Below are 21874 nucleotides of genomic sequence, written 5' to 3'. Positions count from 1 at the left end.
CGACAGTCATTTAAGTGGTGATACAGCCAGATCGGTTCCCGCGATTGTCACAAGTCCGCCCGGCCGGGCCTGAGCCATACACATGTTTTTTGCATGCAAACCGATCAAAAGATCGTTCAATCGTGTGGGGTTTGCAGGGTTTGGACCGGACTTGCGTCGGTGGACACAGAAAAATTGTCCAGCGTTGAGGACCAGTCCCTGCACCGTCAGCCCGCTGATTGCCGCCGTGTATACCATCCGTGCGCCACACAGCACGCAACGGAACGGATCGACGTTTAGAAAGGCTTTGGCCATCTGCGCAAAATACAGCTTTGATACCGGTCCTGGCGTCGCCATCTTCAGTGCTTCATAGACCTTTGGCAGGTACTGCCCGCAGACCCGATTGGCCAGAAAACCAAAATACCGGATCATCCGGAAATGCTTTTCCGGGATGTGCTGCACCACCCGGCGCAGCATGTCGGCCTGGCTTAGCGTTTCCTGCTGATAGGTCTGCGTGCGGTGATCCAGGTAGGTAAAGCTCAACGTGGCTCCGGAGGTGTAATGCGCCAGACGACTGCCCGAGATCGGCGGTTTTTTCAGGTAGCGGCCCAGGTAATTGACGGTCTTTCGCCCGTTTTCCGTCTTCTTCGACAAGTGGATGTGCCAGTGCTGGCCGCCAGCGGTCAGTATCAAACGGCGCCAGTCGCTTTCACAGAGGATGTGGGCCAGCGGCGGCGGCATCGTCAGTTGCGAAAGCGGCTGTCCCAGCAGGTAATCGCGCACCAGCCACATCCAGCGCCGCCGCAGGGCCTCTTTGTGGAACGACAGATTTTTCCAGACGCCCTGCTCATCCAGGCCGCCCGCGGTCACCGACAGGTGGACGTGGGGATGCCAGTTGAGCCGCCGGCCATAGGTGTGCAGCGCCCCGAAAATCCCGACGCGCAAACCGCGCCGCTTGGCGGCGTAGATCAGGTTATCGGCCGCCAGCCGAAACAGCGCATCGAGCAGCCAGCGGTTGTAGAAGAACAGGGGCCACAGCGTGTCGGGCAGCGTGAACACCAGATGCTGCCAGGGGCAGTCGGGCAGACGGTTGTTTTGCACGGCGATCCACTGGTCGGTGGCCTTTTTGCCGCAGGAGGGACAGGCCCGGCAATGGCAGGTGTTGCACAGGTATTTGACGTGCGGGCAATGCTCATTGCCACAGGTGTAGTGTTTGACGCCCAGTATCGAGGTGCCGCAGGCGAGCATTTTGCTGATCGACTCCACTTCGATTTGGCGCAGACCGCCGGCCTCCAGCAAATCTGCCCAGCAGCCGTTGGCCGTGAAGAGGTTTTTGAGCGGTCGAGGTGTGTAAGCGGGCGGTGCAGAGGCCACGTCAGCAGGATGGCTCCTCATCGTGGTGAATGACGGCGGTGATGGCGAATCCGCCTGGCCCTTCTCTCATCGAAACGCTTACGCAAGAAGCGTCGGGAAACATGTCGTTCAGATACGTTGTCTGGCAGCAACTACAAAGATCGACATCACCGAAAGGATCGATATCGAAGGAAAAGTCGGTATCGGGCACGAAGGTAGTATGCCCGGCGCGTTGGAGACGGGTCTGCTTTGCCTTGGCTTTTGCCCGGCTCGCCCGTTTACGTTTTTTTGTCTCTGACGCCATGTGTAAGCCTGTGCTGAGGAGGTATCGACTCGATTTCGGCTATGATAACCGATTTCAAAATCCCACAATTTGCAGCCGCAGGCTGCCCAGTTCCGGATTGCCGCACAAAGGACCTCACCACAACTTGAGTTGGGTGTTGAGCCAGCGGGCCCAAGGCATCATTCTCTAACCCCGAAAAGCAGAAAGCCCCAACACTTACGTGCCAGGGCTCTCTGTGAATCTCGTTAAAGGTCTACCTTTTCGCACATCTCGTGCTTATCCAGCCAAGGCTCGGAGAGACATTTCGGCCTCCGGATCGCCACCCCTCGTTTCCGAAGTTCCAGTCTGTGACGACACCTTGAGTATATCAAAAAAGATGACGTACGTGTCAACTCAATTGACAAAAAGCTTGGCAACATAAGGTTTGGGGGCTTAGCCGTGAACGATCACCTGCATAACCTATGCTTTTAGGGCTTAAATTCACTTTCTGTTCCGTTGCTCCCCAAACCCCAAGTCCTGCTCGATGTGGTCCGCAGCAGGATTAGGAAAACCGGCAGGGATTTTGAAAGTGTAGAAGGGTATGACCTTTCCGGGCCCGCACAATCGACCGAGTATTTTGACGTTCATGATGCAAACCTGGCTGGAAACAGAGTTAACTGTATGGATGTACAGTTAACGGCTCACTGCGGTCACACGTCAACTCAGGCCGACCAACTGCGCAAAACGCATGCCTTCATTGAAGGCAAACAGCGGCCACATAGGTTCTGATATTTATGCGAAGCCAGCGCGCACACGCGCCCGGTTGAGGACTGGGGCGACTTGTCGCCCTGGGCCTCAGAATCCGGGTCAAGCGCCCGTAGGGTGGCCGTAGGCCAGGGCAGGGCAGCTTCATCGCCCTGGGCCGCTTAGACAGGCTGTTTCACCGGCGTATAGGCGCAGATATACGCGCCGTGCCGAAGGCACGACTTGCGCGTGCATTACTGCTTTATGAGGTGGGTTTCCACCGCGTAAAGCCCTGTTTTTCCTGAAAGGGGTAACTGAAGGGGGGATAAAATTTCATTTATTTCAAAGCCTTCAGAACGACACCTGCAAAATGGCCAAAAAGAGCCGTTGGCACAGCCAAAAAACGGCACAACCAGCACCGTCGTGCGGTCCTGGTGGTGCCTGGCCATAGGGTCACCCACCTCCCTTAAAACGCAGGCGTGACAATGCCTCCGCGTGAGCGGATGCGGTTTTCGGACAAAGTGATGAGTTGCTTAGACTTTCCTGGTCATGGACGCGAGGAGCCTGTCTAGCGCACTGGACACGTTGTTGCTGCCAGGCATCGATGCGCTGGAGTCCGCGACATCTTGCGTATCCGGTACGCCAGCCTCCCGATTTTCCTTGGCCTGCCAGCGCTGACGCGACGTTTCACGGCGCTGGAGTTCCAAAGAGTGCTTTTCCATGTCCGCCAAGCGCTGTTGCCCTATGTCGCGCAGCTGAGCATCGCGACGCTTCTTGGCCGACTTCTGCACACGTTCATGAACATAGGCCAAGCCAAGGTCTTTCCAGAAAAGCTTGGTGAAGCGGATCAGGACGCGGGTGCGCACCAGGTGCAGACCGTTATCGTCCTTCTCGTCCAGGCGAATGCGCTCAATACGGCGGTACACATACCCCGCATCATCCAGGGTTTTCATCAGGCGACACAGCGCCGGTGCCGAGATACCGGCATCCTCGGCAATGCCACACTGAGTGTTAAGCACATAGCGGCCATTGGCAGGGTCGATGTAGCCCAGCACGCTGGTGGCCAGGTCCAGACGCACCAGCAGCTGCTCGGCCACGCGCTCGATGGCCAGAAACTTCTCCCGCCGGGTACGCCGGTCGCCATGAACGCCATCCAGGCGGCGCAGGTAAGGGAGCGAAGCGAGTCTGAACGGGGGAGTGTCGCGGGCGCAGCCGAACCCTTGTCAGGTGCCGCGCTCGATCTACCGTCAAGCGCACGGCGAAAGGTGCGCAGCAAAGCCTGCAGGTGATACGGGAAGTACAGGCAGCGACGGCAAGCGGAGCGCGCAGGCCGAGAGGCCGGAGGCGTTAGAGCCGGCTTGCCGGCGAGGATTGAAGCCCGAAGGGTCGAGACGGGCCGGCTTCATGGCCTGGCTCGATGCGCAGCACGAAAGCCCGGCCCTGAGCGCAGCGAGGGGAACGCGCATCAGCGGTTGCCAGCGATCAAGCTGCACCGAGGCTTAAACAGCCAGGGCACGCCTCTCCTATTGCGATTGAGCAGATCTGAGTGATTGAGCTAATGCCAGAACATCACCTGCAGCTGCTGGGGGAAGCCAGGCCTCAACCTTGACCCAATCAGCCGGCAAATCCTCCAGGCGCGCCCGAATGCGTGCCATAAGCCTGTGAACCACCTGCCGGGTCAATCCAGTCTCCAAGGCGGCTTCGGACACACTGGCACCCATGACCAGGACGAGCCTGGCAGCACTTATCGAGCGATCGGAGAACGCCCGACGTCGATTCTGGCCCGCAAGCACGGCCATGACCCGCTCAAATTCGTCCGCAGCCATCAGGGCGCAGGGTGAAACAGGACTGATCATCCTGATCAACTGGGCAATCTGGGCGTTGCTGTAGTTCTGAGTGATCTTCGTTGCAAGACCAGGCAGGTCAGGATCGACAATCATAGGGGCAGACCAGACTGAAAGAAGTCAAAACTACAGGAATCGCAACCACATGTAACCTGTATCAAGCTGCAGTTTTGACACTGACCTCAACGTGCATGCCGCCCTGGGCGAGCATGTTGATCAATCGATCCACGCTGAACAGGTCGATCTTTCCGCGCTGGAGTTCTGAAATGCGGGGTTGCGTTACGTTGAACAGCTGCGCAGCGTCAGCCTGCGAGAGCTGACGCACCTCGATAAAGTCTCGGATAGCCGACATTAGGCTGCTGCGAATACGCATGTTCTCTGCTTCGGCTGGTGAGTCCTCCAGGGCGTCCCAGACGCTGCTGAAGGCTTGATTTGATTCAGTCATTAGTTCAACTCCTTAGTCAGTTCTTTCATCCGCTTGGCGGCGAGGTCAAGGTCATGCTTGCTCGTTTTTTGCGTCTTCTTTTGGAAGCAGTGCAGGACATAAACCGCCGTCGCGAATTTCGCAATGTAGATCACACGGAAGGCGCCGTGGGCGTCCCTGATCCGTATCTCCTGTACCCCTGGACCAACGGTCGTCATGGGCTTCCAATCGTCAGGCTCATTGCCCACCTGCACCCTATCCAGCTGAAAGCCGGCCTCACGGCGGGCAGAGATTGGGAACGCTCTCAGGTCGTTTAGAGCTGAGCCCATAAAGATGATTTGTTTGAGGACTTTGTTCATGGACTAATTATACGTGATTACGTATATCTAGTCTCTTTTATTTTACCTGCATTTTTGTCACCACATGGTGCTACTTATGATCGTCAACATAGGGTATACCCCAGGTGACACGAAAATCAGCCCCAACAGATTTCAGCTTTGCGCACTTAACGTACACCCAATTTGATACAATGATTTGACTACACCCAAAATGAGACAGATCTACCGATGTTCATTCGTGCATACCTTCGAGCATCGACCGATGACCAGGACGCAAGTCGAGCGCGCGATTATTTGGAAACGTTTGTCTCCGGCTACGGCAAGGCCATCGCATCGTGCTACATGGAAAATGCCAGTGGCAGCCATGCCGACCGCCCGGAATTAATCCGACTACTCAAAGATGCTCGCCGAGGTGACGTGCTGCTGGTGGAAAGCATCGATCGGCTGTCGCGAATGGATGACCAGGCTTGGCGATCCCTCAAAACAGCAATCGATGACCGAGGCATACGGATCGTCTCTGTGGATCTGCCTACCAGTCATCAAGGCATGACGGCCCAGTCGGGGGACGAGTTCACCGACCGCATGCTGGCGGCCATCAACTACATGATGATCGATATGATGGCCGCGATTGCCAGGAAGGACTATCAGCAAAGAAGACTGCGCCAGGCGCAAGGTATTGAGAAGGCAAAAGCTTCAGGCGTCTACAAAGGCAGACCCGTAGACGCAGAGCTGCGTAACCGAGTGCGTGAGCTGCTGGCTGCGGGTCTCGGTATCCGCGCAGTAGCGAGGCACGCTGCGTGTTCAACTACGACCGTCATGAAGGTCCGCGACGAGCTGGCKCAACGTTAGTCGGTTAAGGCCAATAGGCACTTGTCGAGCAATTTGGCGTCCGTGTGCATAAAGTTCATTAAGAATTTTCTTCTGAAGCCGATGTGTAGCAGATATTGTAAAAACAATTCTTGTTACGTCCTACTGGGCGGTCAAAAATTTCCAGATTGCGCACCGCCGTAATCCCTTCATGAGGTATTTTTAATGGCTAAATCTTTTCGCATTCAGGTTCTTGCCATGATGGGAGGGATCGTGGTTTCGCTGGTCGCGCTGATCTGCTTTTACCTCCTCTCCAATAGCTTAGAATCTTATCGCGGCTTGCTTGAGGGGCCGGTACAGGTATCGCAATTGGTCGATGAGGCCAATTTGAAATTCAAAATTCAGGTCCAAGAATGGAAAAACGTGCTGTTGCGCGGTAAAGCATCGGCGGACTTGAACACTATCTGGGCACAATTCGAGAAGGAAGAAAAGCAGGTCCAGGAAGTTCTTGACAAGCTTATGAAAGTACAGGGCGTTTCGGACTCGACACGGAGCCAAGTGCAGAAACTTATCAGCGAACACAAAACGCTGGGGCTGGCTTATCGCAAAGGACGTGATGCGTTTGTCGCGGCCGGTGGTGATCCAATGGTCGGTGACGCTGTGGTAAAAGGAATAGATCGAGCGGTCAGTGAGCAAATGAGTCAACTGGTAGAAAGCCTGCATAAGAACAGTAACGAACAGGCGACACTTATCAGCAAAGCTGCGGACCAAACGATTATGTTTGGCACTGTGATCATGCTTGCTTCGGCTGTACTTGTTGGGCTGCTCACATTGTTGTTGGTCAATCGTGGCCTGATCGCGCCGATTCAAATGCTGATTAGCTATATCTCGCAGCTAAGCCAAGGCAAGTTTGGCGAGCGCGTCGGCATTACACGTCAGGACGAAGTAGGTCAGTTGGCTATAGCCGCCAATATTTTGCGTGACTTTCTGACAGATACCTTCAAGCACCTCAAACACAGCATTTCCGAGCTAGACGCAGCAGGTAGCGAACTGAACTCGATTGCGACTCTAATGGCCCAAGGCACTCACGAGCAGTTCGAGCGTACCGATCAAGTGGCCACAGCTATGACCGAAATGTCGGCCACAGCACAAGAAGTCGCCAAGCATGCCGCTCAGGCGGCTAAGGCCGCAGATGACGCCGATCATTATTCTAAAGAAGGCGACAAGGTGATGCAGTCAACCATGACAGCTATCAGTCTGATGCGCAGTGAAATCAGCAACACTGCAAACGTGATTCAGCACCTAGAGACCGATAGCGTGCGGATCGGCAAAGTTCTTGAAGTGATTCGTGGGATTGCTGAACAAACCAACCTGCTGGCGCTCAATGCGGCCATCGAAGCGGCACGGGCTGGTGAAGCCGGTCGCGGATTTGCGGTAGTTGCGGATGAGGTACGAACTCTGGCCCAGCGTACTGCAGTATCTACCGCAGAAATCAATCAGATCATCGATTCGGTGCAAAGCAGTGCCAGAGATGCGGTTATCGCTATCCAGGGAGGTCAGACTCGCAGCGAAGAAAGCGTCGAGCAGGTTAATAACGCCAGCACAACGTTGCGCCGCATCACGTCTGCTGTTGAAGCAATTCGCGATATGAACCGACAGATAGCCACAGCTGCAGAAGAACAAACCTCGGTGGCTGAAGCCATCACGCACAACTTGGTAGAAATCAAGGCTATCGCCAGTACCAATCAGGACAACGTCAAACGTACTCAGGAAGCGAGTAATAACCTGAGTGGCCTATCTATAGGTCTAAATGACGTCATCTCACGATTGAGTACATAGGGTAGAGGGTGTAGACAAAATCATGTAGTGAGTCGGCGCGCGAGTATTCTTGCCTCGGCCAACCAAACCCAGGCCTCGCTTACCGCAAAAAGGCGATCGTGGTGCATGATCAGTCGCCGAGCCCTCTCATTCCAGGCATGAGTTCGCTCCACTACCTGTAGCGGCCTGCAATCGAAATGGTCTCGACCTGCAATCATCGCATTTTTCGACCGGGATTGATTGCGTCTATCCGAGCCAGCAGACCGAGATTATTTGCGAATGAACCTGCATTCATCTGATCCGACCTGCAATCGACCGTCATGAACCGGAATTGACTGCGAGTGAGCGCACGCTGTTTCTGTCTCATTCGAGTACACCCTTGCGGGACGCGTGTCTGAGGCGTTTTTTATGTCTCAATAGGGTTGATTTTCATTTTTAATATAGTACTTTCACAAAATCTAGAGCCTAAAGAGACAAAAGCGCTATTGGGGTGGAGGACTGAATCTTGTGACCGCCACTATGGTGCTCTGGAACTCAGGGTTTGGGAGTAACGAAACAGAATGTGCACTTAGCCCAGCTCCTGAAGACCACTGTTTGATGGACGCTAAATCATCGGTTTTTCAGTCGCATTTAATCCTGGTCGGTTGCGCTCGATTGCAGGTCGAAGTGGCTGGATGCAGGTTCGTTTGCAGTCAATGCTGGTTCGCGGTGCCGGATAGACGCAATCAATCCCGGTCGAAAAACGCGATGATTGCAGGTCGAGGCCATTTCGATTGCAGGCCGTTACAATTAGATTCTGTTGAGAATCACAAAACGCTGTAACTGAAAGAGGAAGATCGCTGTCTCAAGAAAATCTAGGCCTTAGTACCTCCCCCCCTTATTCCTGCTGCGTGCGGGCACTAGGGCGACGGCGCAAATTCTGGCCGAGACTGCTGTTTAAAGCCTGTCGAGCAGTGCTGATCGCTTGCTCCGCACCCTGCAACGCATGCTGACTATGGCGATTGGCACTCGCCTGCATCACCGGCGCAAGGTTGCCGCGCATGAATGTCTCCAGGCTCGTCGGCTTAGGGTTACCTTCGCGGAAGTTATTCTTTGCATTGATTGCCGCAAACTGCGTCTGGGCACCGATGAATGAGGCCGCTAGGCTGTAGGCACCGAGAAATCCGACAACCGCATTGGGGATATGGCCTGCGCCGCCGCAGATCGCTGCAGCGAGTTTATTGACGATCGAGGGTGTGAACTGGCCGGCCAGGCCGAACATGGATACGTCTGTGGAGACCTTCTGCGTCCACTGGGCCTTGAGTTCGCCCTGCTTTGCGTACTTCACCTTGGTCATGTTTTCCAATACATGCATACCGCCGCTATTTACGCAGTCGTCGAAAGCCTTCTTTACTTCTCCGTCCGGCAAATCGGTCAAGAAGTTCGGATTCCCTTCGCGGATGGCTTGAGTCACCGCAGACATGTCGGCCGACAGCGCCTTATAGCGTTCGACTTTTGCGCGGATCTCGGGAGCACTGATGCTCGAAGTGTTTTCAGGCAAGGCATTGAGCGCATGCCCCGCCTCGCTGATTTCGACGCCAAGCACTTTTTGTCGCTGTTTCAGGTTCTCTTGGGTCGACTTGACCATGTACTCCGACACCGAAGTGAAGACCCCGCGCAGCTTCGCTTGGTCGACGTCGCGGTCCGGGTCCATTTCCTCACCGGCCAAATAGCGCTGCTTACCTTCGGGCGTGAAGGCGTCGTAGAACACGATAGCTGCCTTGACATTGAATTTCTGCTTGTTCCGCTCGTCCAAGCCAGCCATAGGCGACTGTAATAGCGAGATCGCTGCCGCATAGGAGGTACCGACAGCCGGACTTGCGAGCGCGTTGAGCCCCTCAAAATGGCTTTTCCGGTCAAGAGCAGGATTCATGCGTGTCGGTATCTCGTCTTTCTTCAGACCTGACAGTCCGGAGGTCAACGTACCGCCCGACGCGCGCAGACTGCGCGGGATGCGCTGCCAGTCATTTCCTTCCTTCTGGCGGAGGTTTGAAAACTCGGCTTTCAGCGTAGTCTCGCGTTGCTCAAGCATGTTCGGGCGGCTTGCCTCTTCCAAGGCTCTAAGTGATTCCCGAGTCTGCGGAGCGGTGTTCTGCAGCGCATTATTGACGCCCTCCAGGGCCTCGCGCAGACCATTGAAGTGGGTATCGCTCAAATGATCGAAAAACAATTCAAGTCCTTCGTCCGTTTCGAGAAACTTTGGATCCCTTATCCCCACCGACGTAATCGCGGCCTGCACAGCATCATCGAAAGAAGTCAGAGCACGACGCGTGTCCTCGTTCAGGCCCTCCAGAGTCTGGGCTGCGGCATCCAACCAGATCTCGTCATTGACTTCGCCTTTGGCCAGCACGGTTGGCGCATTACGTCCGCGGATGTTGTCGCACAACGAAACAATGGCAGGCTGAATGCCGCCGGCCATGAACGGCTTGGCGGCCGCGAACGCAAGCGCGCTGCCGAAACCAGACCACGGTCCGTGGACGGCGCCGATGAAGCTTGACGCACCAAACGTAAGCATACTGGGTAACGCGCTGCTTATAGGGTTTGGCAGGCCAGAGTTGAAGCTGAACTTTAGGAAATTGTTCACGTCACCGCCATGCATGCCCCTGGAGGCATATGCCATTACACGGATCGCATCGTCGTCTATCCGAGCAGTCATGGTCTTCGCGCAGATGTTCTCATGGCCTTCGCTGGCGTGGCGCTCGTCGTGTACCCGAAAAGTTTCGCAGAGCTTAAGGTAGAGGTCAGGGTGCGTGGGCGCATTTTTGGCGGCCAGATAGGCAGTCTGCAATTGGCTGAGGTCTTCCGGCTTGCGCGACATCACAGTCGTCCCGTTCGGTATGGCCTTGGCCGCCGCCGTGATGTCTCTAACGCGCGCCGTGGTAAGTTGCTCTGCGGTCTGCGTCGTTGCAGCGGTGGCCTGCGTTCCCTCTGTTTGCGTGATGCCACTTATTTCATGAGAGCATGACGCTTCTTGCCCAATATTGGTTAGAGGATTGTAGTGTTGTGTTGCACCAACTGACTGAACGGGCTTCATCGCTGCCTCGACATTGTTGTTTATTTGACCAGCCGGCTAGAGCCGACGCCCCGCCAATGAGTGTTCGAAAATCACAGGAGGGTTCCAAAGACAGCTTCGAAACAGAGTCTGATAATAGACTTGGCAGGATTGCTGGGCCGCTGCACAGCCAAGGCGCTGAGGTACATTTTATGAACGAGATTCCTACCCCTGTCACGGGGTTCATAACGTGTCGTGTACTGAGCCGCTTCAGGCCAAAGACAATGTATGACTATCCCATTCTGGTTTGGAACGAATTCGAGCGACAGTGAGATGATTCAGTCCAATTGATTTCCCGGGGAGGGCACACAGGAACCCTGATCACAAATGCTAGAAGGGTGAACATCTTATGCAACGAATGGGACATGCGGTCGGTGAACTCATCACCCGACTGAGCTGTCATGCCTTGATGGCTGGTGGACGGATCCACAGAGACGATCCGTATGCCTCGGTTATCGATTGCCTTCTTGAGAGATCGACAAGCCTGGTCATCCATCCGCGACAACCGATTGATGCTTTCCACTAGCAGCACGTCACCTCTGCGAGCATCCTTGAGCAGTCGGATCAATTCCGGGCGGGTCGGCATGGCTGCCAATGGCATTCGCAAATAATTCCGGTTCATGACGATCAATTGCAGGTCTAACCAGATGAATGCAGGTTCATTCGCAAATATTCCCGGTTTGCTGGCTCGGATAGACGCAAACAATCCCGGTCGAAAAACGCGATGATTGCAGGTCGAAGCCATTTCGATTGCAGGCCGATACACTTAGTTGCTCGCTGCGTTTGGCAAACTTGAAGCGCTTGAGCAGCGCGATCTCGTGGGCCAGCTTCTCGTTGACCGACTTGTGATGGGTGATTTGCTTGTGCATTGTCTCGACGCGCTGGATAAACTGCGCCGCCAGGGCACGCAGTTGTTCAGGGTTTAATTGATCGAGATTTGGATGCAAAGTCATGCCGCCGATTTTGCCAGAGAGGGCTGGTGGCGACGATAGACTGATGGGCCAATTGCGCTGGCAAGCGCGCCATGGCAGACAAGTTAGAGCACCGTGATGGCTCCTCCGGAACCGACGCGTTGCCAAGGTAAGCCGAGCACCAAGGCTTGAAGTTGCTCTGCATCCAACTCGACTTCAGAGCCGTGCCGCACGCCCGGCCAAAAGAAACGTCCTTGATTCAAACGCCGGGCGGCAAGCCAAATCCCCACGCCGTCATGCACCAGCACTTTCATGCGATTGGCACGACGGTTGGCAAACAGATAAGCACAGTGCGGCTTCGCCGCACCGAACACCGCCACAACCCGCGCCAGCGCAGTTTCAGTGCCGGCGCGCATGTCCATGGGCTCGGTGGCGAGCCAGATGGAGTCGATGCGGATCATCGCAGCAGGTCTCGCAGGAAAGCAGAACACGCCGCTGCATTTTCTGCCGGCCAACGCACCACGACCACGCCTTTTGAATGCGGCACTTCGATTAGGATCGTAGCAGGAAGGGCCTGATGCATCGGCGCCGGCGGCGATGTCTTGACCGGGATGAAGGCGGTTTGAAGTGTCAGGTTTTTCTGCGCATGCACCCGAATCCATTTATGGACGAGGTTTGCATTGAGGTTGTGGGTCAAGGCGACATTGGCAATTGAAGTGTCAGGTTGGGCGCACTCAGCAATGACCTGAGCCTTGAAGGACTTGGAATAGGAACGGCGTTCTTGTGGCATGGGCGTCCGCTTAAAAAGGCTAAAAATGGTGTCCACTTATATTTAGGTGGACACCATCGCCTCAAGCGACGGTGTCAGGAAGGTGTGTTGCCCGGACGGTTACAATTCAGCATCAGCGACAACAACTTTATAAGTTATGAGTGATTCCTACTTGTTAGAAAGTCGTCTGGATATTATTCGTGACAGCAGCCAATATAACGCAGTGACTAAAATTAAGGAGGTGACGATTACTATATCAATTTTCATGCCCTCTGCATCTTCGCCACCGTTAATACCAAAGAAATCCTGCAGGCTAGTATCAATGGCATTGCCTATCGAAGTGTCTAGTCCAGCCTGAACAAAACCGCTAACTATAGCGGTCCTCGCGACCAAGGATGCTACGACTAAGATCGCAAGAAATTTGAAGATAGCCTTGATGGCTCGCATTATCTCCCTCCCCTAGGATCAATAACGTCTAGAATCCCATAATATTTTTTTGTAGTGCCTGGAATCATATCTCCAGGCATATTACGTAAGTAGATGCTTAACTGTTCAAAACCAAGTTTTGACGGCAATGTTACACAGCCCTCGCTGATTCGCATGGGGCCCGCCGGATGTAACCTAAAACTTCCCCTGGTCACATTATTAATAATCGTTTCATCGTCAATGCTCCCGTCGTCTCGATAAAGAGAAAACCAGTCTTCCCGATCAGTGCGCGCAAATAAATCATGAATCGGATCTCTAATCCAGCCCAGCCTGCCGCCGTGTTCCCTGTCAAGTATATAATACCGCCCTGGCGGTAGAGGCCCGTTTTTCGCGTTGCCTACTTCATCTGGATTATTGACGAAATCAGTCTTGCCGGAAAAGGCCTCATAGCTCTGGTTATCGCTGCACTTTAACAAGCTGGTAGCTTGCCCTGTTAGCTCGAATGTGCAATAGGCAATCTTATTAGTATCAATGGTAGGGGAGGCCATGGGAAACTCTCCTTTTGCTAGTTTAGGCATATATTTTATTAGCGATACCGTCCCAACCACCAACAACCTGACCACCGCCCTGACCATCGGCACGCTTTTGTTGCGCGTATGTCATCTTCATACGGCCATAATTTAGGCGCACCGTCTCCGTAGGAAAGCCGCCTTCAACGTTACCGTTCCCGTTAAGTGATACGGAAGAAATAATTACTTCTTCTAGTTTAATTTACAAGTACTTGAACTTTTCTGCCCCGGCGCGATTAACTGCGATCGTGACCTCGTTGAAGTGTTTCCCACTGCAACAAGCCTCGTGAAGTTTAGGCGTTGACTTGTCTACGGTCTTACGAAAAAACAGATCGCTCATACGAGCGCGCCCACCTGTGGCCCCGCCAGCGCTGGTGGCAGTGGCTGACGCAGATTGGCTTGCACCCACGTCGAAATCTTCCATTTCGATCCAGTCCTTGAACTGGGCGTCAAGTGCTTCGCCGGGAATGCCTTCTATTTTTAAGTATGAATCAAAAGCCATATTTAATTCCTTCAATGTTAGTGAAAATTCACTGTAGATTCTACCACGAGCCGATCGCTTCAGGTATCGCAATACGGTAAGCAGATGGCTAAAATATACCCTTTATTCCTGGGGGCTGTTCTTAGGAACCCTGGTCCTTGGCAGAAATTTTTTCGGGCCAAACTGCGTCGTTTGGTCGTCACAAACGGTACTATGTATGGCATCACACCCCCAGTCATTGCGGCACCTAACGCCATTCCGACGAAAATGCGTGTTTCAGCCCATACATCTGTTACCAGGCCGAGCAGTACAAAACACACAAACGCGACGCTTAATGAGACTCGCTATACTCTCGGGTCAATCTTTGTATCCTGCAGATCGAACACTGTCGTTCGCACAGACTCTTGCTCAAAGTCATGAATGGCTACCAACGTTTCAAGGTCTACCACTGGTTAGTCACCAAATTCTGGATTCCCCAATGGGGAGGTAACGCCCCCGGGTATTAACAATGCGAGCTGCACCTGCTCCGGCTCAGGGAAATCAAGTCATGCCCAACCAAACCACTCAATCTGAGGCGCTACGCGCCGTATTTGCCCAAGTAGCGAAGGCCGTATGCAGCACGTGTGCGCACCTCCCAGGCCATGGCAAAGCGTGGACTAGTGGCGTACGCGTTCGGCGACTACGACCTGACAAAGCCCGGTGAAACGGTGGCAAAGCAACTGAACGACCAGGCCAAAGCTGCCCAGGTCGCGCATTAGGGGAAAAGTCGCCCATGAGTCAGATGATCGAGGCGCTACGCGCAATCGCCACTACAGAATAATCCATCTCAAGGCGGAAGGTCTGATTGAGCAGACTGTGGCCGAGGCCAGGCGTCAGGTAGAACTCGACCCGATTCCTTTTGATTAAGAATGCAATGCACTTTCAAGATCGCGACGTGTGCACTATCGCGCTGCTAGGCCTACATGTATATTAGATAGCCATAACGAACCGATGAGATAAATAATGACAGGAATCTACAAAGCTGATTGGATGCAAGCGCTAGCGCGCAATAAGCAATACGGGCTTTCTGTACCAGCCGTATATACAGCGCCGCAGGAGAAATATTTTACGGATTCCAGAATAGCAGAGCTTCCGAAAATTATTCAGCCAGCTTTGGCGGGATTAACCTTCGATGATTTGGTTTGTCAGTGTCTAGCAATACATTTTAATTTACTTCCCGTTATGCAGGATTGGCTTGGGTGTCCTGTTTATTTCACCCTGGGTTGGATTGATGATGGAAAAAACGGAATGTTCAAGTTTGGAGATCCGCTTATTAAGTCCCTTCTTGACGGAGAGCCTAGAAGCAGCGTAGTCAACCTGCATGCTTGGTTGACGCTACCCTCAATGGAAATCTTCGACGTTACGTTGTCAACGACCATTGCTAAGGTCAATAACTTGCCGGAAGGGTATGGAGGGGTATTTAGTCAACACCCGGATAGCCTTAAGGGCATTGCCTTCAAGCCCATGTTGTTGGGAGAGGAATTTTTGATTCGCAGTAAGTTGCTCAGATTTGAATAATCTCGAACCACAAGCTAAGCTTAAAGGCAACTTTGGCGTAGGAATTTCGTATGCTCCTTCTGACTCGCCGCGAAGGTGAAAATATTATGATTGGCGATGGAATTCAGATCCAAGTCCTAAGCGTTTCAGAGGATACTGGGGATGTACGTATCCAGATTGAAGCCCCGAATGTCGTCGAGGCCCAGAGCAGAAACGTTGGTAACGAAGTGACTGACCGCAAGCCTGGTCCTGTTATTATTCATAAGCGCCGGTGGCGCTCGTTGGTCACTCAGTAGGAAGTTTGGATGACCAACCATATCAGGAGCACAAGATGGCATTGATGAGCGTTGAGCAACTGCTTGATCAAGCAGAAGACGAGTACATGAGCGTAGACCAGCTGGCCTTTTTCAAAGATCGGTTGGAGGTCAAAGCTGCCGAGCTTCGTGATCGCTTGCTCAGCTGTCAGGCCAGTTGCGAGATCGAGCGTCACCCGGACGAAGCAGACTTTGCTTCCGATGAGGAAAACAGAGCTGTGGCAGCAAGCATGATAGAAAGGGACAGACAGACGTTGAGCCATGTGCTTAAGGCCCTGGAAATTCTCGCTCTGGGCGACTACGGTTTTTGTCAGGATACTGGCGAGGCCATAGGCGTAAAACGCCTGCTACTGGTCCCCGAGTCGTTGTACTCGGTCGAATCGATGCGGGCGCTGGAAACGAAAGGGATGCACCAACGTCAAGTGACCTAGCAAAGCCGCTGCAGCGAAGCGATCCAGGAGAATTGCGATGACTGCAAAAAATGTCGAGCGCGATGTGGCTATCTCAGAGCTTGCCAACCATTTGGAGCGTGATCTAATGCCTTGTCCAGCAGGGCGTACCGCACTGCTGACGTGGATAGAAAAAAAGCTGGCTCACATAGCGCTCAATCCTGTACCCACAGCCGCTGATGCTACGTGGTTGATCGAAAGCGCTTATATCCAATGGGCCGCTGCACAGCCAAAGCACTAAGGAGACGCTGAACAATTAACTCCGTTCGCACCGCCCCCATTTCCAAGTCGTTTTTTTCGCCCTGCCGACCTTGTTTTACGTTTCGGGGGCAGGTTTCTCCCCTCATTTTGCTGATTTACGGGCCAGTCCCGTCTTTCAGACGGATTTATCCCGCCGCCCGTTGCAAATACCGCTTGGCCAGCATCAGATTGGCCAACCCAAACAAACTGAACAACTGCGCCGTATTCTTTTCCAGCCCACGGTAGCGAACCTTGCGATGATTGAAGCGCACCTTGATTACCTGGAAGGGGTGCTCGACCTTGGCACGCAGTTGCGCCTTGGCATATTCAATTTTGCGCTTGACCCGATAGAGCACGCTGCCTTCGCCGTGCTGCTTGTAACTGCTTGGCCGTGCTGCAATCGACCAGATAACGTCCCGTTCAGCATGCTCCGGTCGCTTGGTGTCAACGCCAACTAAAAAGTGACCCCCTTCCGTGCTAAATCGCCAACTTAGTTTTGACCCCCCTCGGGTTCATATTTTCGAGCCGGTTCGGCCCGAGAAGATTTGGTTCCTGCTTTGCGCTTGTCCTTGAGTCGATAGCTTTCACCTGTCATCTGCACGATATGGGCATGATGTAACAGCCTGTCCAGCATGGCCGCTGTCAGTGTTTGATCATCCGCAAAGGTTCCGGCCCACTGGGTAAACGGCAAGTTACTCGTGAGGATCAGGCTGCCTTGCTCGTAGCGCTTGGCGACAACATTGAAGAACAGGTTGGCTTCATCACGACCAAACGGCAGGTAGCCGATTTCATCGATGACCAACAACCCAGGGGCCATCACCACACGACTGAAGTATTCCTTGAGCCGTTCCTGGCGGTGCGCAGCGGTCAGTTGCAGCATCAAGTCAGCCGCCGTGACGAAGCGGGTTTTGATACCGGCCATCACTGCCCGGTAGGCCAGGGCGATAGCCAGGTGGCTCTTGCCTACACCACTAGGCCCCAGGAACACGATGTTCTCGGCACGTCCAACAAAACTCAGTGCTGCCAGCTCCTGGAGCTGTGCCCGGGGGACGCCGGTGGCAAACGCGAAGTCGTATTGCTCCAGCGTTTTCACAGCGGGCAGCGCGGCAGTTTTCAGCAGGGCCTGTCGAGAGCGTTCACTTCGGGCATCGGTCTCGGCAGCCAGCAGCTTTTCGAGGAAGTCGGCAAAGCTGTCTTCGCCGCTTGCTGCTTGTTGGGCCAGGTGCGGCCAGTCCACCCCGACGCGCTCAAGCTTTAGCCCCTTGCATAGTTCTGTCAGGCGAGCATGTTGAAGGTTCATGCTCTCACCTCCAGCAGTTGCTCATAAACCGACAGCGGATGCTGCAAGCTCTCGTACGGCAGGACCCGTCCCAGGCGTAGGCCTTGGGCGGGTTGCGGGCGCAGGCTCTGTGTTGGCAGTGGTAATAGTACCTGCTGCTCTTGGGCCAGACGTACCGCCGGTTGAACACCCGTCGTGCCGTGAATCCGCTGATGAGCGACTTCGTCGAGCCATTGGCCGATATGTGCGTTGGCCGTCACCACATCCAGCGTCAGACCCGCACTCTTGAGCGTAGCGGCCAACGGGGTAATGAAACTGCCCTTCAGATACCCGTTGAAGCGCTCAACCTTGCCCTTGGTCTGGGCACGGTAAGGGCGGCAGACCTTGGGAATAAAACCAAACTCATCGGCCAGCGCAGCCAATCGGGGATGCCAACGGTGCTGGCCCTCCCCAAAAGCATCTCGCTCGGTGATGATGGTTCCGGCGTTATCAAACAATGCCTGCTCGGGCACGCCGCCAAAGTAAGCGAACGCCTCCCGAAGCCCTGTCAGCCAGGCTTCGCTGTCCTCTCGCTCGGAGAAACGGACAAAGCTTGCTCGACTAAAACCAAGTGTCGCCACGAACGCCTTAAGCGGCTGACGGCCTCGTCGAATGGTGGTGAAGTCCACCTGTATCTGCTTGCCGGGCAGTGTCTCGAAACGTACCACCGGCTCTTCTGCCTTACGTTTGAAGGGGCGAATATAAGCCTTCAGACGACTGACGCCGCCGCTGTACCCCAATGCCGTGATCTCACGCAGCAGGACGGTCGCCGGAATCCAGTGTGGGCGCGCCGCCTCAATACGCTCGTGCAGGTAGTCCTTGAAGGGGTCGATTTTGCACGGACGTGCGGGTCTCACCTTGTCACTGGGTAGCGACCGGGCCTTTCGCAGGTACTTGCGCACGGTGTTACGCGAAATACCCAGCTCACGGGCGATGAATTTGATGCCATGGCCCTGACGGGCCAACACTTTAATTTCCACAGACTGCTCCTGGGTCAACATATTGGCAGCTCAAAGCCGCCAGTTTTACCCAGGGGGGTCAATTCTAGGTTGGCGTTAGGGGGTCATTTTTACAGTGGCGGTGACAGCTTGGCCGCACCGGTGTATCCAGCGTCACCCGAAACATAGGTTTCGTCACCGTGCAGCAACTGATCAACCTGGGTGACATCCGCCACGTTAGCAGCCGTGCCTATTACGCTGTGCACCAGCCCCGACGTGGCGTCGACACCAATGTGGGCCTTCATCCCAAAGTGCCACTGATTACCTTTTTTAGCCTGATGCATCTCGGGATCACGCTTGCCTTCTCGATTCTTGACCGAGGGCGGCGCGGCGATCAGGGTAGCGTCGACGATAGTGCCTTCCTTGAGCAGCAGACCTCGGCTGGCCAGATGCTGGTTAATTGTAGCGGCTCGCGTTGGAAAACACGCGTGCTCGCAATCAGCGCCTTTTTCGGCTCAGATTATTTGCATGTATCCGGTGCAGCTGGCTCAGATTATCTGCATTCCAGCTCACGATATTTGCGACCAGCTCAAATTGCAGGTTGCCCGGCTCACGCTTTTTGCAACTGAATGTGCGTGCAGAAACTCGTGGTAATACACATTTTCTGGACGTTGAAATATATACAGATTTGCTGGACTCCGTCACCCCAGCCCTACCATACCTGCGCCTGGAGCGCGGTTTTTGTCCAACAAACCCTCGTTTGTTGGACGGGATGCCGCCGACGTTTTCAGTCGCAGCTAATGTGAGCCCGAGGGGGCCGTCAGTCGCAGCTAATCTGAGCCGAAAATTGCGCTGATTGCGAGCACGGTCGTTTTCGATTGCAAGCCGCTACAGCTAACGTTTTACACCCTCACTTTCAAAAAGCTCTACACACCAAGGTGCCGTCGAACTTCCGAATAGTCATAGAGCTGGTCCTTCATCGACGAGATCGTCGGGGCACGGGCGGAATCCGGCGTCCGGTGTGGCAGACCTGACGCGGCCAATGCGTCGAGCGCCGACTGTAAGCTGGCTCGTGCCTGGCGCAGCTCTACCTTTGCGACCGCTAGGTTCTTCAGTCCTACCGGGCCACTCGTGAGGCCATGTTTGAGCGCTTGGGCAACAAGCGCAAGCTCGTCCCAACGCGTATGCGCGTGTTGCTTATATCCGGCGGACGTACGCAGGTCGACATCGCGATTTCCGGCGCGAAATCGCCAGTGCTCAGCATCGGCTGTGTATACCTCGGGGTCCACGCGCAGTTGCGTCATGATCTTCTTATTGTCAGCTTTACTCATCCGCACCTCGCCCGTTGCACCGGTGAAGACGGCACCGCCCGCAGCACCCGTGCCCGCCGCCACGGCGAGCGGCGCGGGCTGCAAGCCATGGTCGTGACCTTGCGAGTCATGTACGTGGAAGCTGTCGATCGACGCGACGGCATCGACCACCGGTAGCGTCGTCCCCGTCGATACGCCGCCCTGGAATGCCTGCACGTAGCGCTGCACGATCTGTGCACCTTCGCCCGGCTTGCGCATACGCGCTTGGCGGTTGGCCTTCTGGAGATTGTCGAGGTCGTCCAAGCAGCGTCCGATCACGCTGTCCTCAGGAATAGCGCTCCAGCGGTCCATGTTGAAAGACTCGAATTGGTCGGCGTGCATCTTCGTCACGTCTATCTCGGCGTCTAGTTCCCGCAGCTGCTTAAGAGCTAGGGCGCGCATCGGCCTGTCCGCCTCGCGCTGGACGTCAATGTCCTTCTGCATCTCGAGCCGCCGCCGCATCAGCTCGCCGATGGTGTCCTCGTAAACCTCGCGAATCGCGGCGATCTGCACCTCTGGCTGGGTCAGGAACGACTGGCGCAGCTTGGACTCGGAAATATGCTCGACAGTCAGATCCTTGAAGTGGATATTCGCCGCATTGTCCTTCAGAAAGTCCCCCCACTTCGTGTTGGCGCGTAGGTTGTAGCGGTGCTTGTTGCGCCGCTCGTCCAAGTAGCCCGCTCCCCATTGCAAAGGGATAGTGCTGGCCAGAATGGCGGGGCCCGCGACTTGACCCACCACCGGAACGGTAGTGGACACAACGGTGCCTATGGCGGCCACGCCATTTACGGCCATTCCCCAACCTTTACCGTAGGTTTGCGTGCGATTCAGGCCGATGCGGCGCCGATACTGTCGGTCGGCTACGCCATGCAGCGCGAGAAAGGTGTCCACCAATCGCGGCAGCGCCTGGGGGTCGCTCTTATGGGCTCGCGCAAAATGTCCAACGGCCTCATCGAGTTGACCGCGCATCTCCCTCGCGGCTTTCACTATCTTACCCATATCGGGGCTCTTATCGATCTGCGGCGATAGGACAGGGAGTCCACCCACGCGCTTAAACGATTCCATGACGTCCGTGACGGAACGAAGGCCGCCTGTCAGAGCTGGATTGACCACGCTGGACGGCAGTTGGTGGGAAAGAATCTTGACTGTCTTGGTGACGGTCTTACTCACGCCGGGGACCTCGGAAACCCCAGCGCTGACTGCTGCGGCAGCTACGCTAACCAAGCGTCCCGCCACCGAGTGTAGTCCTTCGTACAGGCCGGCTTTGTGCACGCCCTTCTTGTATTGGTCTATGTCGATATTCAATGCGGCGAGCAGGTGCCTCTGTGCAACGTCGGTGAGCTGCGTTCGGCTGAACTTGCGGGGGGCGGCCTGCACTTCGGCGATCAATTCATCGACGGGCCGGTTGACCAAGGCATCAAGGCGTTGATTGCCCGCACTCGTGCGTGGTGGCCGTGGAGAGAGACGTGCTAAGTTGTTTTTCTTGCAATAGATCTCGGCGGCCGCGCGTAACTTTACGGCTGCAAGCACGCGATCAAGGTCGAGCGGTCGGGCAATCGCGGCTTGGTAATCGGTCAGGAGCGAATGGCGCCTGCCGGCGGCTGTCATAACTCCAGCACTACTAGCGGTTTGCTCAGATCCGACGCTCTGTACCTCAAACGCCAAAGGCGTTGCAACACGTTCCAATCCGTGATCGGATTTTGAACGTGTAAGCAAAGGCTGATGAGGCGTCAAGCCGTGAGCGCCGACATCAGAGCGCGTGCGCCGCATCGGACTGCCAACAAGATGTCTGCCACGGTTTTCCTCTTGTGTCACAAGGTGCCGGCGGTTGTGATGTTCCGGTGGCGCCATGCTTTCAGACTGAACAGGGCAAATGGTCTGGATGGGAGGGGGCTCCTCCGTCAGACTTTGCGG

19 protein-coding genes and 6 pseudogenes are annotated in these 21874 nt (G+C 54.9%); 6 read left to right on the top strand and 19 right to left on the bottom strand.

What is annotated here, in order from left to right; all coding sequences use genetic code 11:
* Window positions 1-180: 180 nt before the first annotated feature.
* From PCPL58_RS00730 to PCPL58_RS00705, 6 genes and pseudogenes are all read right to left on the bottom strand, one after another.
* Window positions 181-1353, bottom strand: a pseudogene (locus PCPL58_RS00730) (IS91 family transposase); the annotation flags it as partial.
* A 1-nt stretch (window position 1354) separates the two neighbouring features.
* Complete coding sequence (locus PCPL58_RS00725) at window positions 1355-1636, bottom strand: hypothetical protein (RefSeq protein ID WP_065348597.1); 282 nt, start codon at window positions 1634-1636, stop codon at window positions 1355-1357.
* Window positions 1637-2871: 1235 nt separating this feature from the next.
* Window positions 2872-3504: a hypothetical protein gene (locus PCPL58_RS00720; RefSeq protein ID WP_065348596.1), complete on the bottom strand. Its 633-nt coding sequence runs from the start codon at window positions 3502-3504 to the stop codon at window positions 2872-2874.
* A gap of 357 nt (window positions 3505-3861) precedes the next feature.
* The gene (locus PCPL58_RS00715) at window positions 3862-4278 is read right to left on the bottom strand and encodes a TrfB-related DNA-binding protein (protein ID WP_002556003.1); all 417 of its coding nucleotides are present in this window, start codon (window positions 4276-4278) and stop codon (window positions 3862-3864) included.
* A gap of 61 nt (window positions 4279-4339) precedes the next feature.
* Window positions 4340-4627 (bottom strand): helix-turn-helix domain-containing protein, encoded by a 288-nt coding sequence (locus PCPL58_RS00710; RefSeq protein ID WP_002556002.1) that lies wholly within the window; start codon window positions 4625-4627, stop codon window positions 4340-4342.
* Entirely contained in the window at window positions 4627-4965 is a 339-nt protein-coding gene (locus PCPL58_RS00705; protein WP_054071658.1) for a type II toxin-antitoxin system RelE/ParE family toxin, read from the bottom strand. The genes PCPL58_RS00710 and PCPL58_RS00705 overlap by 1 nt, the downstream gene beginning before the upstream one ends.
* A 207-nt stretch (window positions 4966-5172) precedes the next feature.
* On the opposite strand from PCPL58_RS00705, the gene PCPL58_RS00700 reads away from it, so the two are divergent.
* Both PCPL58_RS00700 and PCPL58_RS00695 read left to right on the top strand, forming a co-directional pair.
* The gene (locus tag PCPL58_RS00700) at window positions 5173-5793 is read left to right on the top strand and encodes a recombinase family protein (protein WP_065348589.1); all 621 of its coding nucleotides are present in this window, start codon (window positions 5173-5175) and stop codon (window positions 5791-5793) included.
* Between the two features lie 183 nt (window positions 5794-5976).
* Window positions 5977-7590: a methyl-accepting chemotaxis protein gene (locus PCPL58_RS00695; RefSeq protein ID WP_031598748.1), complete on the top strand. Its 1614-nt coding sequence runs from the start codon at window positions 5977-5979 to the stop codon at window positions 7588-7590.
* A 20-nt stretch (window positions 7591-7610) separates the two neighbouring features.
* Here the strand turns inward: PCPL58_RS00695 and PCPL58_RS30415 are convergent.
* The 8 genes and pseudogenes from PCPL58_RS30415 to PCPL58_RS30405 form a co-directional block, all read right to left on the bottom strand.
* Window positions 7611-7745 (bottom strand): annotated as a pseudogene (locus PCPL58_RS30415) (IS5/IS1182 family transposase); the annotation flags it as partial.
* Window positions 7746-8446: 701 nt separating this feature from the next.
* Window positions 8447-10642 (bottom strand): hypothetical protein, encoded by a 2196-nt coding sequence (locus PCPL58_RS00690; protein ID WP_005740946.1) that lies wholly within the window; start codon window positions 10640-10642, stop codon window positions 8447-8449.
* A gap of 250 nt (window positions 10643-10892) precedes the next feature.
* Complete coding sequence (locus tag PCPL58_RS00685) at window positions 10893-11246, bottom strand: recombinase family protein (protein ID WP_231994063.1); 354 nt, start codon at window positions 11244-11246, stop codon at window positions 10893-10895.
* Between the two features lie 178 nt (window positions 11247-11424).
* Window positions 11425-11613: pseudogene (locus PCPL58_RS31635) on the bottom strand (IS66 family transposase); the annotation flags it as partial.
* Window positions 11614-11696: 83 nt separating this feature from the next.
* Window positions 11697-12032 (bottom strand): IS66 family insertion sequence element accessory protein TnpB, encoded by a 336-nt coding sequence (gene tnpB, locus PCPL58_RS30410; protein WP_031598365.1) that lies wholly within the window; start codon window positions 12030-12032, stop codon window positions 11697-11699.
* On the bottom strand, window positions 12029-12361 hold the full coding sequence (gene tnpA / locus PCPL58_RS00670; protein ID WP_005740947.1) for an IS66-like element accessory protein TnpA: 333 nt from the start codon (window positions 12359-12361) through the stop codon (window positions 12029-12031). Before tnpA ends, tnpB begins: the two co-directional genes overlap by 4 nt.
* A 425-nt stretch (window positions 12362-12786) precedes the next feature.
* Window positions 12787-13314 (bottom strand): DUF2778 domain-containing protein, encoded by a 528-nt coding sequence (locus PCPL58_RS00660; RefSeq protein WP_004661067.1) that lies wholly within the window; start codon window positions 13312-13314, stop codon window positions 12787-12789.
* Window positions 13315-13336: 22 nt separating this feature from the next.
* Window positions 13337-13837 (bottom strand): annotated as a pseudogene (locus PCPL58_RS30405) (Hcp family type VI secretion system effector).
* A gap of 981 nt (window positions 13838-14818) precedes the next feature.
* On the opposite strand from PCPL58_RS30405, the gene PCPL58_RS00650 reads away from it, so the two are divergent.
* The 4 genes from PCPL58_RS00650 to PCPL58_RS00635 are packed head-to-tail and all read left to right on the top strand — an operon-like array spanning window position 14819 to window position 16356.
* Window positions 14819-15373 (top strand): hypothetical protein, encoded by a 555-nt coding sequence (locus PCPL58_RS00650; protein ID WP_065348595.1) that lies wholly within the window; start codon window positions 14819-14821, stop codon window positions 15371-15373.
* Window positions 15374-15423: 50 nt separating this feature from the next.
* Entirely contained in the window at window positions 15424-15648 is a 225-nt protein-coding gene (locus PCPL58_RS00645; RefSeq protein WP_060402543.1) for a carbon storage regulator, read from the top strand.
* A gap of 35 nt (window positions 15649-15683) precedes the next feature.
* Complete coding sequence (locus tag PCPL58_RS00640) at window positions 15684-16097, top strand: TraR/DksA family transcriptional regulator (RefSeq protein ID WP_060402542.1); 414 nt, start codon at window positions 15684-15686, stop codon at window positions 16095-16097.
* A gap of 37 nt (window positions 16098-16134) precedes the next feature.
* Complete coding sequence (locus PCPL58_RS00635; RefSeq protein WP_065348594.1) at window positions 16135-16356, top strand: hypothetical protein; 222 nt, start codon at window positions 16135-16137, stop codon at window positions 16354-16356.
* Between the two features lie 145 nt (window positions 16357-16501).
* Here PCPL58_RS00635 and PCPL58_RS00630 read toward each other — a convergent pair.
* The 5 genes and pseudogenes from PCPL58_RS00630 to PCPL58_RS00610 all read right to left on the bottom strand — a co-directional run.
* Window positions 16502-16795, bottom strand: a pseudogene (locus tag PCPL58_RS00630) (transposase); the annotation flags it as partial.
* Between the two features lie 50 nt (window positions 16796-16845).
* Entirely contained in the window at window positions 16846-17655 is an 810-nt protein-coding gene (gene istB / locus PCPL58_RS00625; RefSeq protein ID WP_005741073.1) for an IS21-like element ISPsy4 family helper ATPase IstB, read from the bottom strand.
* Window positions 17652-18674, bottom strand: coding sequence for an IS21-like element ISPsy4 family transposase (gene istA / locus PCPL58_RS00620; RefSeq protein WP_002551322.1), 1023 nt, complete (start codon window positions 18672-18674; stop codon window positions 17652-17654). The genes istB and istA overlap by 4 nt, the downstream gene beginning before the upstream one ends.
* 86 nt (window positions 18675-18760) lie before the next feature.
* Window positions 18761-19075 (bottom strand): annotated as a pseudogene (locus PCPL58_RS28620) (transposase); the annotation flags it as partial.
* Between the two features lie 462 nt (window positions 19076-19537).
* Window positions 19538-21568 carry a hypothetical protein gene (locus PCPL58_RS00610; RefSeq protein WP_065348591.1) on the bottom strand — a complete coding sequence of 677 codons (2031 nt, stop codon included), beginning with the start codon at window positions 21566-21568 and terminating at the stop codon, window positions 19538-19540.
* Window positions 21569-21874 lie beyond the last annotated feature (306 nt).

The organism is Pseudomonas cerasi, from assembly GCF_900074915.1.
GTDB classification, from domain to species: Bacteria; Pseudomonadota; Gammaproteobacteria; order Pseudomonadales; family Pseudomonadaceae; genus Aquipseudomonas; species Aquipseudomonas cerasi.
Note: the sequence above shows the minus strand (reverse complement) of the source record. Positions and strands in the feature narration are given on the sequence as shown.